Source organism: Variovorax sp. 01N429 (assembly GCF_056399425.1).
Genome location: NZ_JBFTRG010000009.1, coordinates 110338 through 125260 on the forward strand (window position 1 = coordinate 110338; position 14923 = coordinate 125260).

Here is a 14923-nt window from a genome sequence, read left to right on the forward strand (position 1 = left end):
CTCATGGCGCGGTGATCAGCCGCCCAGATCCCGGCCGATTTGCCGGGCGGAACCGAAGGCCAGGGTGAACCCCAACGCACCGTGGCCCGTATTGAAGAGCATGTTCCGCGGAGCGCTTGCCAGCCGGCCGACCATCGGCACGCCGGTAGGCGTTGCCGGGCGCATGCCAGTCCACGGATGCAGTGAATCGAACCGGCCCGCCCGCGGAAACACCGAGCGGGTCGCTTCTGCGAGCGTTTCGATGCGCGTGGCAGGAATGCTGGCGTCATGGCCCACGAGCTCGGCCATGCCGGCCACGCGCAGCCGAGAACCGATGCGCGCGAACACCACTTTGCGGGCACTGTCGGTCACGTTCACACGGGGCGCCGCGCCGGGCGATGAATCGACGTCGACCGTGATGCTGTAGCCCTTGAGCGGGTAGACGGGCAAATAAGCGCCCAACTGCCGACCTAGCCGGTTCGACGCGGTCCCGAGCGCCATCACGAACGCATCGGCCGCGACATCGCCGCTCCCCGTTTGGACGGCGACGACCTTGCCGCTGCGAATGTCGAAGCCGTTGATCTCGGTGTTCAGGAGAAACCGCACCCCGCGCGCCTGCAGGGCGCGCACGAGCTCAGAGCAGACCTTGAGACAGTCCGCCGCGCACTCGCTGGGCGTGTGGATCGCGCCCACCATCTGGTCGCGGTAATCCGCCAACGCAGGTTCGATCGCGATGCATTCGTCGGGCGTGACCAGACGCTGCTCGCTTCCCATCGTGCGTTGGAGCTCGAGTTGCCGGCGTGCGCCTTCGAGCGACGTTTCGCTTGAATACAGCACGAGCTTGCCGGTGGCCGAGAAATCGCAGTCGGGATCGATGTCGGCGCGCATCTGCTCGAACGCATCGCGGCTCTCGGCGGCCAGCGCGAGAAGGCGGGCCGTGGTCTCGCGCGAGGTCTGCGCATTGCAAGCCGCGAGAAAAGCCAAGCCCCAACGCCACTGCACCGGATCGAGTTGCGGCTTCAGTTTGAGCGGGGAGGCGGGTGACAGCAGCAGCTTTGGCAACTGCCGCCATATCGATGGATCGGCCAGCGGTTGCACGTACGAATAGCTCAGCTGCGCGCCATTGCCGCCACTCGCGCCGGCGCCGGGTATCGCGCGGTCGATCACGCTGACTTCGAAGCCCTGGCGGTTCAACTGCCATGCGGTGGCCAGCCCCACGACGCCGGCGCCCAACACGCACACGTGCATCACGTCATTCCTCTTGTTGTTTGGAGCGGTCGACTCTAGGGCCATGCAGCGTGGCCGGGAAATGCCGAAAGCGCCGCGGGCCATAGCCAAAGCTCATGGGATGCGGCATCCATAACATTTGGACATGGGCATGCGTGCAAAAGGAATTGTGACGCTCGCAGGAATGCTTCCTACACTCCGTTGCATCTTCCTCATCGTTCTAGTCACTGAAAGGGCTCGCATGAAAGTTTCCGCCTTGATGGCCACCGTCTTGCTCGCTGGCATCGCGACCGGCGCGCAAGCTGCCGACACTCTCGCGAAGATCGCCGAAACCGGCAAGATCACGCTGGCATACCGCGAGTCCTCCGTGCCTTTCAGCTATCTCGATGGCAACAAGCCGATCGGCTTCTCGGTCGAGCTTTCGAATGCGGTCGTCGAGGCGGTCAAGAAGAAGCTCAATAAACCCAATCTCGAAGTCGCGATGATGCCGGTCACGTCGGCCAATCGCATTCCTTTGCTGCAGAACGGCACGATCGATCTCGAATGCGGATCGACCACCAACAACACTGCGCGCGGCAAGGATGTCGCGTTTGCGATCAATCACTTCTACACGGGCACGCGACTGCTGGTGAAGAAGTCCTCGAAGATCAAGAACTACCCGGACCTGGCGAAGAAGAACGTGGCCACCACCACCGGCACCACCAACGCGATGGTCATGCGCAAGTACAACACCGAGAAGAACCTCGACATGGACATCGTGCTTGCGAAGGACCATGCCGATGCTTTCCTGCTCGTGGAGTCCGATCGCGCGGCGGCATTTGCCATGGACGACATCCTTCTCTTCGGGCAGATTGCCAACGCCAAGAACCCGGGCGACTTCGAAGTCGTGGGCGATGCGCTGCAGGTCGAGCCCTACGGTTGCATGCTGCCGAAGGACGATCCCGCCTTCAAGAAGGTGGTGGACGACACCATCATCGGTCTCATGAAGAGCGGTGCGTTCGAAAAAATGTACGACAAGTGGTTCATGCAGCCGATCCCGCCGCGCGGTACGGCGCTGGGCCTGCCGATGAGCCCTCAGCTGCGCGAAAACATCAAGACGCCCAGCGACAAGCCCGCCACTTGAGTTCGCCCCCAGGCTTGCCCACTTCGTGTGGCCTCCTACCCCCTGCCGGGGGCAACACCGGCGGCCCGGCTAAGCCGGTCCGCGGTGTTCCTGGAATTCGGCTGGAAGGGGCGGGGCGCGGGTGACTGACTATTGGAAGGTGTGAAGTGACACGGACTGTGGGCATTCTTGGCGGGATGGGGCCTGCGGCTGGGGCGGACTTTGTTCGGCTGTTTGTGGAGGCCTGTGCGCGGCTGATGCGGGCGCGAGGCGTGGCCGTGAGTGACCAGGGCTTTCCGGAGCACTGGCTGGCGCAGGTGCCGGTGCCGGATCGCAGCGGTGCGCTGGACTCGTCCGATCTGGGCGCGCATCAGCCGCTCGAACCGATGCTCCAGGCGCTGGGGCGTCTTGCTGCGCTGGGCAGTCGCGCAGTGGCGATTGCGTGCAACACGGCACATGCCTGGCACGGCGCTTTGCAGACACGCTTTCCGAACGTCGAGATCCTGCACGTGGCGCGCGAAGTGTCGGGCCATCTTGCTGCGCAGGGCGTGAGAGACGTGGCGCTTATGGCGACCGAAGGGACCTATCGGGTGGGGCTCTATGAAAAGGCGATGGCCGATGCGGGGATGGCGTGTCATCTGCCGACGACGGACGAGCGCCAGATCCTGATGCGGGGTATTTATGACGGCGTGAAGGCCGGCAACATGGTGCTGGCGGAATCGTGTTTTGCCGATGTGGCCGTGCAGTTGGCGAAGCGTCATGGACAGGTCGCCATCGTCATGGGCTGCACCGAGATCCCGCTGGGGCTGCATGGCTCCGCCGCGGTTGAAGGCTTGCGGCTCGTGGATCCTGCATGGGTGCTGGCGTCGGCGCTGGCCGTGCGGGCCTATGACGCAGCGACTGCAAATGAACGTGACGCGCAGGAGCCGCGCCGACAGGCTTGACACGATTGATAAGATGAACCCGCTCCGAGCCGTCCGATGGACGGCTTTTGTTTTGACAACAACGCGCAAGTAGTCATGAATTTGCTAGCCATCATCGCCGCGACCCTGGTTTCCGGCATCGGAAGTGTGTGGATCGCTGCCCTGTTGCTGCGCGTCGGGGTCAGGGGAAGAAGCGGCGCGGGTGGCGTGAATCCGCAGCACCTGTTGAGCCTGGCTGCGGGCGCGCTGCTGGCCACTGCGTTCATGCACTTGCTGCCGGAAGCCTTCGAAAGCCGGATCGAGCCCGGCGTGCTGTTCGGCGTGCTGCTGTTCGGACTGGTTTTCTTCTTCCTGCTCGACAAGGCTGAACTCTGGCACCACGGGCATGAACATCACCATGGTCACGGCCATTCCCATGCACACGATCATTCACACGATCATTCGCACGGTCATGCGGACCATCATGCGCAAGCCGGCAGCGGCAAGGGCGGTGGCTGGGCCGTCTTGACGGGGGACAGCGTTCATTGCTTCGGCGACGGAATCCTGATCGCTTCCGCATTCATCGCCGACCTTCGCCTGGGCTTGGTCGCCGCCGTCGCGGTGCTGGCGCACGAGGTGCCTCATCACATCGGCGACCTGATCGTCCTTCGCCAGAGTTCGGCGAATCAGCGGGCCGCGCTGGTGAAAGTGTCGCTGGCCGGCACGATGACCGCGCTCGGCGGTGTGGTCGGGTGGTGGTTGGTCGACCGACTTCACGCATGGCTGCCTTATTTCCTCGTTCTGGCTGCCAGCAGTTTCGTGTATGTCGCGCTCGCGGACCTCATTCCCCAACTGCAGAAGCGCCTGCCATCCCGCCAGACGGCCATGCAGATCGTGTGGCTGGCCATCGGTATCGCGCTCGTGACGCTGGTGAGTCGCCTCGCGCACGGCGAGCACGGCCATGAACACGGCAGCGACGGTGCGGGCGCCGCGCACGAGGCGCATGGCCATCAGCAGTGAATGGACACATAACGCACGTTCTGAAACGCTTGTTGCCGCTTTGTTCAAGCGGCTGGTTCGACCGGAGCTCACACTTGGGGTGCATCATGCGCAATATCAGTCAGCCAGGAGTCAGATCATGAGCAGCGCCGACCCCCTTCTGCGTCCCGGAGAAGCCGCAGATGAACCTGAGATCGACGAAACCGAAGACACCTTGCCGGAGGACGCGGAAGACGGCGAATTCGAGGACTCCGAACTGGAGGCCGAAGGACCTGACGACCTTTCGGAAGAAACGGGCATCGACCTTACGGATGCGAGCGAACTGGATGCCGACAACGTGCCGGCTGACGAGGAATTCGATCGGGTGATTCAGGCGCCTGATTGACTGAGCTCCGCCCCAGGCTCGCGCACTTCGTGTCGCTCTCCACCCCCCACCGGGGGCAACACCGGCGGCCTGGCAAAGCCAGTTCCGCGGTGTTTCTGGTGCTCGCCCCCAAGGGGAACGGGCGCGCTTCGCGCGGCCCTGTTTTCCTTACGCTTCCAGGGTGAAGCCTACTTTGATGGTTACTTGCCAGTGGGCGACTTCGCCGTTGACTACGTGGCCGCGGGTTTCTGTGACTTGGAACCACTGGATGTTGCGGACGGATTCGCTGGCCTTGGCGATGGCGGCCTTGACGGCGTCGTCGCTGCTGGTGGGGGAGGAGCCGGTGAGCTCGATGAGCTTGTAGACGTGGTTGGACATGGCGTTTTCCTTGGCGATGGATTGCGTCATGGTGGCACATCAGGGGCGTTCGGGCTGGAATATCCTCTCTGGTCATGCAAGTCAGAGTTGACGATCTCTCAGGTCCGCAGATCCACGCATTGCTCGGCGAGCACCTCCGCAGCATGCATGAGGTTTCGCCGCCGGGCAGCGTGCACGCGCTGGACATCGAGAAGCTGCGGCATCCGGACGTCACCTTCTGGACGGCGTGGGACGGCGACCAGCTTCTGGGTTGCGGCGCGCTTCGGGAGCTTTCGCCGGAGCACGGTGAAATCAAGTCGATGCGAACGGCGGAGGCACATCGCAATCGTGGGGTCGCCCGCGCCGTTGTTCACCGCATCATCGAAGAGGCGAAAGCGCGCGGCTATGCCCGCTTGAGCCTCGAAACCGGCGGAACGAAGGCTTTCGCGCCAGCGCACAAGCTGTACGAATCGTTCGGGTTCACGCGCTGTGGTCCGTTCGCGGATTACGTCGATGACCCGCACAGCGTCTTCATGACGATGCCTCTGTAGTCGCCGTCGCAGTCGAAATCCCGGTCGCCGCTACTTCGCGCCGCCGGTGTATTTGCTGACGTCGTCAGCGGTGATGTGATAGCCGCTCACGCCCATCATCGAATCGTTGCGCACGGTCTGCAGCTTGCCGCTGACCCACACGGTGTCCATGGCGCGGAACTTGGCTCCTTGCTTGGGGCGAACATGCAGGATCTGGTTGGCCGGCGGCGGCGGTGTGTGGATGCAGGCCCCGAAGTACGGCACCAGCAGGAATTCGGTGACCTCGCCCTTGTTTTCTTCGAGCGGCACGATGAAGCCCGGGATCTTCACGTCGACGCCGTTCATGGCGGCGTTGGTCGGCGCGTTGTTCGATGCTTCCTGGAGCTTCATCAGCATCTCGTTGGCGCGCGGGTCGCTGTCGTCGAGCTTGCTCAGGTCCATGCCCTTGAGATCCTTCATGGGATCCCAATCCTTGGGCACCAGTTCTTCCCACGAGATGATTCGCGGCTGGCCCGGCAAAGTCTTGGCATCGGCAGGCTTGCCRCCGAGCGGCTTCGTGGGCGAGGTGGCCTGCGGCGAAGGCTCTGCCGCCAGTGCGCCGCTGGCAACAATGACCGCCAGAAGAAAGGAGACAGGAAGACGCAGTGTCATGTTCAGATCCTTGGAGACAGTCCGTCGGCAAGCGACAGACGGTAGGCGCGAATGCCCGGCAGCAGACTGGCGATCCAGCCGGCCGCGATCAGGCTCGCGAGCAATGTCCATTCATTCAGTGTAGGTTCGGACAAGTGCAGGGCAAGTCCGAACTGCGATTGCAACCAGGGTGAGAGAAGGGCAATGCCGAATGCGGTGAACACGACGCCGATCGCCACGCCCAGCAGGGTGACCAGAGCGCCTTCGAGTGCGAGCAGCGCCATCACATGCCAAAGGCTCGCGCCGACCGCGCGCAGCACGGCCAGCTCTCTGCGGCGCTCGTTCAGGCTTGCCATCACCACTGAAACCAGGCCTGCGAGGCTCACCAGCGCCACGAGCGCCGACATCAGCAGCAGCGCGTTTTCTCCGATGCCGATCACGCTCCACAACTCGTCCAGCGCAACGCCGGGCAAGATGGCCATCAGGGGTTCGCCGGCATAGGTCGAGACCCAGCGCTGCACCGAGAAGACGGCGGCACGATTCTTCAGGCCCACCAGTGCAGCGGTCACGTTCTTGGGCGTGAGATCGAACTTGCGCACCTGCTCCGCCGGGATCTTCACACCCGGCATGGGCGCGCCACCGATCCATTCGAGATGGATCGCTTCCATCGCCGGAAGGCCGATGTGCACCGTGCGGTCGACCGGGGTTCCGGTGCGTTCGAGGACACCGACTACCGTGAAAGGCTTGTCCGCATGATCGGACAGGTCGAGTTCACCGCCGCCATGCGCGAGCGTGATCTTCTGGCCAATGTGGTAGCCGAGCTTGTCGGCCACTTCGGCACCGACCACGGCATCGAACAGATCACCGAATGGCTTGCCTTCGCGCATGCGCAGCGGTTGCCGATTGCCATAGTGAAAGTGTTCGAAATATCCAGGCGTGGTCGCCAGCACCGCGAAGCCGCGGTGCGAGTCGCCGAGCGACAACGGAACCACCCAATCCACCGCGGGTTGCGCGACGAGCGCTTGCACGCTCTTCCATTGCACGTTGTTGGTGGCCGTGCCGATGCGGAAGACCGAGTACAGCAGCAACTGCGTGGAGCCCGTGCGTGCCCCGACGATCAGGTCGGTGCCGGACACCGACGAGGAAAAGTTCTCTCGCATCTCCGTTCGAATGCGTTCGACGCCCAGCAGCAGAAACGTCGACAACGCGATCGAGAGCACGGTGAGCGCCAGCGTGAAGCGGCGGTTCCAGGCGCTGTGCCAGGCGATGCCGAAGAGTGCCGTCATGGCCGCTGGCCGGTCATGCGGCCTCCGTGGATGCGGCCCGGTTGATGTCGGGCAGCAGCACGTGGCGCGAGAAGCGGTCTGCGATGCGCTGGTCGTGGCTCACGAAAACGAGCGCGCTGTGGTTCGTCTTGCAAGCTGCCAGCAAGACGTCGAGAAAGGCTTCGCGCCGGTCTTCGTCGAGCGCGGAGGTCGGCTCGTCGGCGATCACGATCTCAGGGTGGCCGATCAACGCCCGCGCGGCGGCCACGCGCTGCTGTTGCCCGACCGACAACTGCACGGCTTGCCGACGCCACAGGCTGGCATCCAGGCCCATCTGCGTGAGCAAATCTTCTGCCTGCGCCCGCGCGGCGCCGTCGCGCGTGGCTTGCGCCATGCGCCGCGCCGAAAACCGGCACGGCAGCAGTACGTTGTCCAGGACGCTGAGATAGGGCAGCAGATTGAACTGCTGAAAGACGTAGCCGACATGCGCCACCCGCAGGCGATCGCGCGTGGCGCCCGACAAGGCGGACCAGTCGTGCCCGAGCAGCGTGACCCGCCCTGCATCGGCCACCAGCACGCCCGCCAGCAAGGACAGCAGCGTGCTTTTGCCGCAACCGCTCGGGCCATGGAGGAACACGGCTTCGCCCGCGGCAATGTCGAGCCGCTCGATGTCGATGCAGGGAGACTTGGACTTGGCCCCTGGCCAGCCGAAGCGCAGCGATTCTGCCGAGAGGATGAAGCTCACGGGCTCGGTCACTTGCTCCAGACCAGGCGTTCGGCTGGGCGCTTCAGCGTTCGCTTGAACTGGCCCTGCGGCGATGCGATCTGGGCTTCGATCTGTCGTGGGCCCTTGAAGGCATCGAAGAGGCCGATGTCGATGAATTTCGCCGCTGAGGCGTTGGTGCAATTGAAGGCGAAGGTGCCGTCGAGATCCGCGTGGCCCTCGGCTGCGTCGCCCTCCGTCTTGCCCAGGCCGAGGGCAGCGGATCGCAGCGTCACGGGACCGAGCTTGCAATTGGCGGTGGGGTCGATCTTGAAGAGCTGATCGGCGGCGCGCAATTGGGCGATCGCACTGTCGGCGGCCAGCTTTTCGACGTCGGATCGGGGGGCACGCTCGAAGCCGACGAAGTTGTCGAGCGGCGAATCCATGTTGATGACGACGGTGGGGCCGTCGATCACGACGTCAAGCTTGACCTGCCCATGCACGTGCGCACGTTGCGCCTGGGCGAGGGCGGCGAATGGAGTCGCGAGGAAAGCGGCCAGGGTGAGCGAAAGCAGTCGCGAAAAAAGCGCCGAAACAGTTGGCCGGCTCATCGATGTCATGGTTGCGCGCCTTGCCGGGTCGGCAGCCCCGGCGTGTTGCTCCACTCGCTCCAGCTGCCGGCATAGAGCGCGGTCGGACCGAGTCCCGCGATCTGCATCGCGAGCAGGTTGGGCACCGCACTGACGCCGCTGCCGCATTGGTGGACGACCGTCGAGGGGTCCCGGCCCGCCAGCAATGATTCGAACTCGGCGCGCAATTGCGCGGCCGGCTTGAACTTCCCGTCAGGACCGAGGTTCTCGGCAAAGGGCCGGTTCAAGGCCCCGGGGATGTGACCGGCGATCGGGTCCAGTGGTTCCACCTCTCCGCGATAGCGTTGCGCCGCGCGTGCATCGATCACCGTCTGGTCAGATTGCTCGAGCCGGCTTGCCACCTTCTTTGTATCGACCAGCGCGAGCAGCGGCCGGCCGGCGACGAAATTCGACTGGAAGTGCGAAGGTTCCTCGCGGTTGGTGACCGCGCCCCCCGCCGCCTGCCAAGCCTGCAGCCCGCCGTCGAGCACCGCCGCCGCATCGTGACCCATCCACTTGAGCATCCACCAGAGCCTGCCGCAGTAGTTGGCGCCGTTGCGGTCATAGACCACCGCTTGCATGTCGTTGGCAAATCCGACGCTCGACAGCCACGCAGCGAACTTTTCGCGGCTCGGCAAGGGATGGCGGCCCCCCGAGGCTGGCGGGCCTTCGTCCTGCGCCACCAATATGCCGTGTGCGCCCGGCACGCCGTGCTTGGCGCTGAGATCGGAGTCGAGGTTCGCGTACACGGCGCCCGGGATGTGCGCAGCGCGATATTGCAGCGCCCCGGACTCGGGGTTCATCAGGTCGAAACTGCAGTCGAACACCATCATGCGCGCATCGTTTGATTGCAGCCCGATCAGTTGTTCAACAGTGATGAGGGTGGTGTACATGCGAACTCCTTCAATGTTCCTCAGCGGGCGCCTTCGGCAGTTGGCGCTGGCGAAGCGCCGTGGCCGCAATTCCGCTCGCGACGATCAGGCCCATGCCGTACCAGCCCGTCGCATCGATCCGATCGCCGAAAAGCAGCACGCTGTACATCGCTGCGAAGACGATGCCCGAATACTGGAGATTGGCAACCAGGAGCGTACCGCTTTGCGTCTTGGCCGTGGCATAGGCGCGCGTCATGCACAACTGGCCCAAGGCCGCGAGCACGCCGACGGGCAAGAGCCAGATCGCATGGCTCCAGGTCCATTCGCTCAGGGGGGTGAACGGGCCTAGCAACGTGCCGAGGCCGCCTGCCACTGCGGACCCCACGGCGAAGTAGAAGACGGTGCGTGCCTCTGGCTCGCCGAGCCGCGACAGTGCGACCACCTGCATGTAGGCGAATGCGGCAGTGAGCCCCGACAAAAGGCCCAGCAGACCTGCAAAGCCCTCGTTGTCGTTGACAGTGGGCTTGAGCATCAGCACGACGCCGCCGAAGCCCGCGAGCACCGTGAGCACCAAGGGGCCCTGCAGTGGCGGACGCGGTACGCTGCCGTCGCGGCGCGGCACCGGCACCCACGCGAGCAGCGACCCGCCGACCAGGAATGCTGCGATCCAGACGCTGCTCATGTAGTTGAGTGTCATCGCCGTGGCCAGCGGCATGTGCGCAATCGCGAAAAACCACGCGCCGAGCGAAACCACCCCGACCAAGCTGCGCCATGCGTGCATGCCCGGGTAGCGGGTGCCCAAGGTGACGCCGCGACTGCGCGCGAGCACCCAGAGAAACAGGATGCCGATCAGGCCCCGGTAGAACACCAGCTCGGCGCTGGAGAACCACGCCGACGCAAACTTCACGCACACGCCCATCGTGGCGAAGATCAGCGCGCCCAGCACCATCCAGAGCGCTTGCACTAGGCCATCTCGCGGCGGTACCACTCGTGGAATTGCTGCATGCCATCTTCCATGGGGCTCTGATACGGACCGCTCTCATCGTCGCCGCGGAGCATCAGCGCGCGGCGGCCGGCGTCCATGCGCTCGGCGATTTCATCGTCCTCGGCGCAGGTTTCCATGTAGGCGGCCTGTTGTGCTTCGACGAATTCGCGCTCGAAGGCGACGATCTCTTCGGGATAGAAGAACTCGACCATGTTGAGCGTCTTCTGCGGCCCGATCGGGTGCAGCGTCGAGACGGTGAGCACGTGCGGATACCACTCGACCATCACGTGCGGGTAGTAGGTGAGCCAGATCGCGCCGTGCCTCGGTGGCTTGCCTTCGCGGTACTTCAGCAGTTGTTCCTGCCAGCGCTGGTAGACCGGACTGCCGGCGCGGCCGAGCCGGTTGGCAACGCCGACCGTTTGCACCGAGTAATGCCGGCCGAATTCCCAGCGCAAGTCTTCGCAGGTGACGAAGCTGCCGAGGCCTGGGTGGAAGGGGCCGACGTGGTAGTCCTCGAGGTAGACCTCGATGAAGGTCTTCCAGTTGTAGTTGCACTCGTGCAGTTCCACGCGATCGAGCGCGTAGCCCTCGAAGTCGAGGTCCGCGCGGGCGCCGAGGTTTGTCAGGTCCGATGCGACATCGCGGCTTTCGGCGATTCCGCTCTTCTCGAACAAAAGGCCGTTCCATTCCGTCAACGGGTAGTTCTGGAGATTGAGGCAGGGGTCGTGCTGGAAGTGCGGAGCACCGATCAATGTGCCGGTCGTGCGCGGGTCCGCCGCGGCATAGGTCCAGCGGTGCAAGGGGCAGACGATGTTTCCGCCGCTCTGTGCGTCGAGTTGGCCGCGATCCTGGAGGATCAGCGCCTGGCGATGGCGGCACACGTTCGAAATCAGCTCGACGCCCTTCGGCGTATGAACGAGCGCGCGGCCCTGATGTTCCTGGGGCAAGGTGTGGAAGTTGCCCGGTTCGGGCACCGCGAGCCGGTGACCGACATACCGCGGACCAGCGGCGAAAAGCGTTTGCAGCTCGCGGGCGTAGAGCGCCTCGTCGAAGTACGCGGAAACCGGAAGTTGGCTTGAAGCCTGCTGCAGTTGAAGACTTAAATCAGACATGGGTGACCTGACCAAGCTCCCCACAGGGAGAGAAGAAAGAAGGAACGGAAGGCTGCCGTCTGGTAATGCTAAAGCTTGCGACGGCCCGAAGAAATGGGCCGGCAATTGCCGGCCCTCAAAGTGTCGGGGATTGTACCCCTCGAGATTCAAATCAGCCCCCCGCCCTAAAATGGCGGGTTTCATCCACGAACGCCGCATGCCCAAGGTGCCTTCTTCGCCTTCTTCGCCTTCTTCGTCTGAGCCGGCGTCGCCGACCGCGCCCGATACCGGAGCACTGCCGGCGTCTTACGAGGCGGGTCTCCAGGAACTCGAACAACTCGTCACCGAGCTCGAATCGGGGCAGCTGCCGCTCGACCAGTTGCTCGGCAGCTACCAGAGAGGTGCCGCGCTGCTCGCCTTCTGCCGCGACAAGCTGCAGGCCGTCGAAGACCAGATCAAGGTGCTCGATGCGGGCAGCCTGAAGGTCTGGGCGTCCGAATGAAGGTGGCCGAAACCCTCCGGTGGGACGCCGTTCGGCTTGCAGCGTGGAGCGAACCTCTACTCGCGCGCGTTGAATCCGCACTGTCTGAATGGGTCGGCGTCGACGCGCCGGTTCAGTTGGGCGACGCGATGCGCTATGCCGTGCTCGACGGTGGCAAGCGTCTGCGCCCGCTGCTCGTCCTCGCTGCGAGCGAATCCGTCGGCGGCAGCCCCGAGGCCGCACTCCGAGCCGCCTGTTCAGTTGAATTGATCCACGCCTATTCGCTCGTGCACGACGATCTTCCGTGCATGGACAACGACGTCCTTCGTCGCGGCAAGCCGACCGTGCACGTCAAGTACGGCGAGGCCGATGCGCTGCTGGCCGGCGATGCCTTGCAGGCGCTGGCCTTCGAATTGCTGACGCCAGAAGGAAATCGCATCCCTGCCGAAGTGCAGGCCAATCTTTGCCGCTTGCTGGCGCGCGCCGCAGGCAGCCAGGGCATGGCGGGAGGCCAGGCGATCGATCTTGCGAGCGTCGGCGTGGCGCTCGACGAAGCGCAGTTGCGCAACATGCATCGCCTGAAGACCGGCGCGTTGCTGCAAGGCAGCGTGGAAATGGGCGCCGCGTGCGGCGACGTCATCGCACCTGAAAGTCTCGCGGCATTGCGCGACTACGGCGCCGCGGTGGGTCTGGCTTTTCAGGTGATCGACGACATCCTCGACGTCGTCGCCGATTCAGAGACGCTGGGCAAGACCGCCGGCAAGGACGCCGCGAGCGACAAGCCCACCTATGTTTCATTGCTCGGCCTCGACGGCGCCCGTGCAGAGGCGCGTCAACTGTTGACTCAGGCTCTCGACGCGCTGGATCGCAGCGCACTGGCTGACACCGCAGCGCTCCGCGCTCTGGCCTACATGGTCGTCGACCGCGATCGATAACGACAACAATACTCAATGGCTCCGCTGCTTCCTACCATCAACGACCCCTCCCTGCTGCGGCAGTTGGACCGCGCTCAACTCAAGCAATTGGCCGACGAGGTACGCAGCTGCGTGCTCGACAACGTGTCGCGCACAGGCGGACACCTGAGTTCGAATCTCGGCACGGTCGAACTCACGGTCGCGCTGCACCACGTCTTCAACACGCCGCACGACCGGCTGGTGTGGGACGTGGGTCATCAAACCTATCCGCACAAGATCCTGACGGGCCGGCGCGAACGCATGCCGACGCTGCGTCAGCTCGGCGGCATTTCGGGCTTTCCCCAACGTACCGAGAGCGAGTACGACACCTTCGGCACCGCGCATTCTTCGACCAGCATTTCGGCCGCGCTCGGCATGGCGATGGCCGCCCGGCAAAAAGGCGAGGACCGCCATTCCGTCGCGATCATCGGCGATGGCGCGCTGACGGCCGGAATGGCCTTCGAAGCGCTCAACAACGCCGGCGTGTGCGACGACTGCAAGCTGCTCGTCATCCTGAACGACAACGACATGTCGATCAGCCCGCCGGTCGGTGCGCTCAATCGCTACCTTGCGCAGTTGATGAGCGGCAACTTCTACGCCGCCGCCAAGAACGTCGGCAAGAGCGTGCTGCGCGCGGCCCCGCCTCTGTTCGAGCTGGCCAAGCGATTCGAGCAGCATGCCAAAGGCATGGTGGTGCCCGCCACGCTCTTCGAGCAGTTCGGCTTCAACTATGTCGGACCGATCGACGGACACGACCTTGATTCGCTCGTGCCCACGCTCGAGAATCTCAAGCACTTGCGCGGGCCGCAATTCCTGCACGTGGTCACCAAGAAGGGGCAGGGCTACAAGCTGGCCGAGGCCGACCCTGTTGCTTATCACGGCCCTTCCAAGTTCGACCCGGCCGTTGGCCTGGTCAAACCTGCGACCGCGCCCAAGCAGACGTTTACGCAGGTCTTCGGCAACTGGCTTTGCGACATGGCTGCCCAGGACGGGCGGCTGGTCGGAATCACACCGGCGATGCGCGAGGGCTCGGGGCTGGTCGAATTCGAAAAACGCTTTCCTGAGCGCTACTACGACGTGGGCATTGCCGAGCAGCATTCGGTCACTTTCGCCGCCGGGCTCGCCTGCGAGGGCCTCAAGCCTGTGGTCGCGATCTATTCCACGTTTCTGCAGCGCGCCTACGACCAGCTCATTCACGACGTGGCGATTCAAAATCTTCCCGTCGTGTTCGCACTCGATCGCGCAGGCCTCGTGGGTGCCGACGGGGCGACGCATGCGGGTGCCTACGACATCTCGTTCTTGCGCTGCATTCCGAACATGAGCGTGGCTTGCCCGGCCGACGAGGCCGAATGCCGACAACTGCTGACCACTGCCTACCAGCAGAGCCATCCGGTGGCGGTGCGATATCCGCGCGGTTCGGGCGCCGGTGTCGTGCCGCACCAAACGCTGAAAGCGCTGCCGTACGGCAAAGGTGAAATCCGCCGCGAAGGCAAACGCATCGCGATCCTCGCTTTCGGCACCTTGCTCTATCCGGCCCTGCAGGCGGCTGAAGCGCTCGATGCCACCGTCGTCAACATGCGCTGGGCCAAGCCGCTCGATGTCGAACTGCTGCTGAAAGTCGCGGGCTCGCACGATGCCGTCGTGACTGTCGAGGAAGGCGCCATCATGGGCGGCGCCGGCAGTGCCGTGCTCGAGGCGCTGCAGGCGGCGCAACTGCAAAAGCCGGTGCTTCAGCTCGGCTTGCCCGACCGCTTCATCGAACACGGCGACCCGGCCAAGCTGCTCGCCGGCATCGGACTCGATGCGGCGGGCATCGAGCAGTCGATCCGCGCGCGCTTCGAGCCCGCGGCCTGA

17 protein-coding genes are annotated in these 14923 nt (G+C 64.3%); 8 read left to right on the plus strand and 9 right to left on the minus strand.

All coding sequences use genetic code 11. From position 1 onward, the window contains the following. Window positions 1–15: 15 nt before the first annotated feature. Window positions 16–1227, minus strand: a complete 1212-nt coding sequence (locus tag AC1DSF_RS17435) for a D-amino acid dehydrogenase (protein ID WP_478183166.1) — start codon at window positions 1225–1227, stop codon at window positions 16–18. A gap of 220 nt (window positions 1228–1447) precedes the next feature. On the opposite strand from AC1DSF_RS17435, the gene AC1DSF_RS17440 reads away from it, so the two are divergent. From AC1DSF_RS17440 to AC1DSF_RS17455, 4 genes are all read left to right on the plus strand, one after another. Then, on the plus strand, window positions 1448–2329 hold the full coding sequence (locus AC1DSF_RS17440; protein ID WP_478125701.1) for a transporter substrate-binding domain-containing protein: 882 nt from the start codon (window positions 1448–1450) through the stop codon (window positions 2327–2329). 146 nt (window positions 2330–2475) lie between these two features. Then, a complete protein-coding gene (locus AC1DSF_RS17445; protein WP_478125702.1) occupies window positions 2476–3252 on the plus strand; it encodes an aspartate/glutamate racemase family protein in 777 nt (258 codons plus the stop codon). A 75-nt stretch (window positions 3253–3327) separates the two neighbouring features. Continuing rightward, window positions 3328–4230: a ZIP family metal transporter gene (locus tag AC1DSF_RS17450; protein WP_478125703.1), complete on the plus strand. Its 903-nt coding sequence runs from the start codon at window positions 3328–3330 to the stop codon at window positions 4228–4230. Continuing rightward, window positions 4214–4594, plus strand: coding sequence for a hypothetical protein (locus AC1DSF_RS17455; protein ID WP_478183167.1), 381 nt, complete (start codon window positions 4214–4216; stop codon window positions 4592–4594). Before AC1DSF_RS17450 ends, AC1DSF_RS17455 begins: the two co-directional genes overlap by 17 nt. Before the next feature lie 147 nt (window positions 4595–4741). Here the strand turns inward: AC1DSF_RS17455 and AC1DSF_RS17460 are convergent, their stop codons facing one another. Then, window positions 4742–4951 (minus strand): dodecin, encoded by a 210-nt coding sequence (locus AC1DSF_RS17460; protein ID WP_478125851.1) that lies wholly within the window; start codon window positions 4949–4951, stop codon window positions 4742–4744. 74 nt (window positions 4952–5025) lie between these two features. On the opposite strand from AC1DSF_RS17460, the gene AC1DSF_RS17465 reads away from it, so the two are divergent. Next, window positions 5026–5481, plus strand: coding sequence for a GNAT family N-acetyltransferase (locus AC1DSF_RS17465; RefSeq protein ID WP_478125705.1), 456 nt, complete (start codon window positions 5026–5028; stop codon window positions 5479–5481). 30 nt (window positions 5482–5511) lie between these two features. Here the strand turns inward: AC1DSF_RS17465 and AC1DSF_RS17470 are convergent, their stop codons facing one another. The 7 genes from AC1DSF_RS17470 to AC1DSF_RS17500 are packed head-to-tail and all read right to left on the minus strand — an operon-like array spanning window position 5512 to window position 11656. After that, window positions 5512–6111 carry a DUF3299 domain-containing protein gene (locus AC1DSF_RS17470; RefSeq protein ID WP_478125706.1) on the minus strand — a complete coding sequence of 200 codons (600 nt, stop codon included), beginning with the start codon at window positions 6109–6111 and terminating at the stop codon, window positions 5512–5514. A 2-nt stretch (window positions 6112–6113) separates the two neighbouring features. Continuing rightward, window positions 6114–7376, minus strand: coding sequence for an ABC transporter permease (locus AC1DSF_RS17475; protein WP_478125707.1), 1263 nt, complete (start codon window positions 7374–7376; stop codon window positions 6114–6116). 13 nt (window positions 7377–7389) lie between these two features. Beyond that, window positions 7390–8112 (minus strand): ABC transporter ATP-binding protein, encoded by a 723-nt coding sequence (locus AC1DSF_RS17480; RefSeq protein WP_478145117.1) that lies wholly within the window; start codon window positions 8110–8112, stop codon window positions 7390–7392. Further along, on the minus strand, window positions 8109–8678 hold the full coding sequence (locus AC1DSF_RS17485) for a DUF2796 domain-containing protein (protein ID WP_478183168.1): 570 nt from the start codon (window positions 8676–8678) through the stop codon (window positions 8109–8111). Before AC1DSF_RS17485 ends, AC1DSF_RS17480 begins: the two co-directional genes overlap by 4 nt. Then, complete coding sequence (locus AC1DSF_RS17490; protein WP_478145115.1) at window positions 8675–9580, minus strand: sulfurtransferase; 906 nt, start codon at window positions 9578–9580, stop codon at window positions 8675–8677. Before AC1DSF_RS17490 ends, AC1DSF_RS17485 begins: the two co-directional genes overlap by 4 nt. 10 nt (window positions 9581–9590) lie before the next feature. Next, entirely contained in the window at window positions 9591–10508 is a 918-nt protein-coding gene (locus AC1DSF_RS17495) for a DMT family transporter (protein ID WP_478125852.1), read from the minus strand. Window positions 10509–10522: 14 nt separating this feature from the next. After that, on the minus strand, window positions 10523–11656 hold the full coding sequence (locus tag AC1DSF_RS17500; RefSeq protein ID WP_478125711.1) for an aromatic ring-hydroxylating oxygenase subunit alpha: 1134 nt from the start codon (window positions 11654–11656) through the stop codon (window positions 10523–10525). Between the two features lie 196 nt (window positions 11657–11852). Here AC1DSF_RS17500 and xseB point away from each other — a divergent pair, with 196 nt between their 5' ends. The 3 genes from xseB to dxs are packed head-to-tail and all read left to right on the plus strand — an operon-like array spanning window position 11853 to window position 14923. Then, window positions 11853–12137, plus strand: a complete 285-nt coding sequence (gene xseB, locus AC1DSF_RS17505) for an exodeoxyribonuclease VII small subunit (RefSeq protein WP_478125712.1) — start codon at window positions 11853–11855, stop codon at window positions 12135–12137. Then, window positions 12134–13051 (plus strand): polyprenyl synthetase family protein, encoded by a 918-nt coding sequence (locus tag AC1DSF_RS17510; RefSeq protein ID WP_478183169.1) that lies wholly within the window; start codon window positions 12134–12136, stop codon window positions 13049–13051. Before xseB ends, AC1DSF_RS17510 begins: the two co-directional genes overlap by 4 nt. Window positions 13052–13066: 15 nt before the next feature. Beyond that, the gene (gene dxs, locus AC1DSF_RS17515) at window positions 13067–14923 is read left to right on the plus strand and encodes a 1-deoxy-D-xylulose-5-phosphate synthase (RefSeq protein WP_478183170.1); all 1857 of its coding nucleotides are present in this window, start codon (window positions 13067–13069) and stop codon (window positions 14921–14923) included.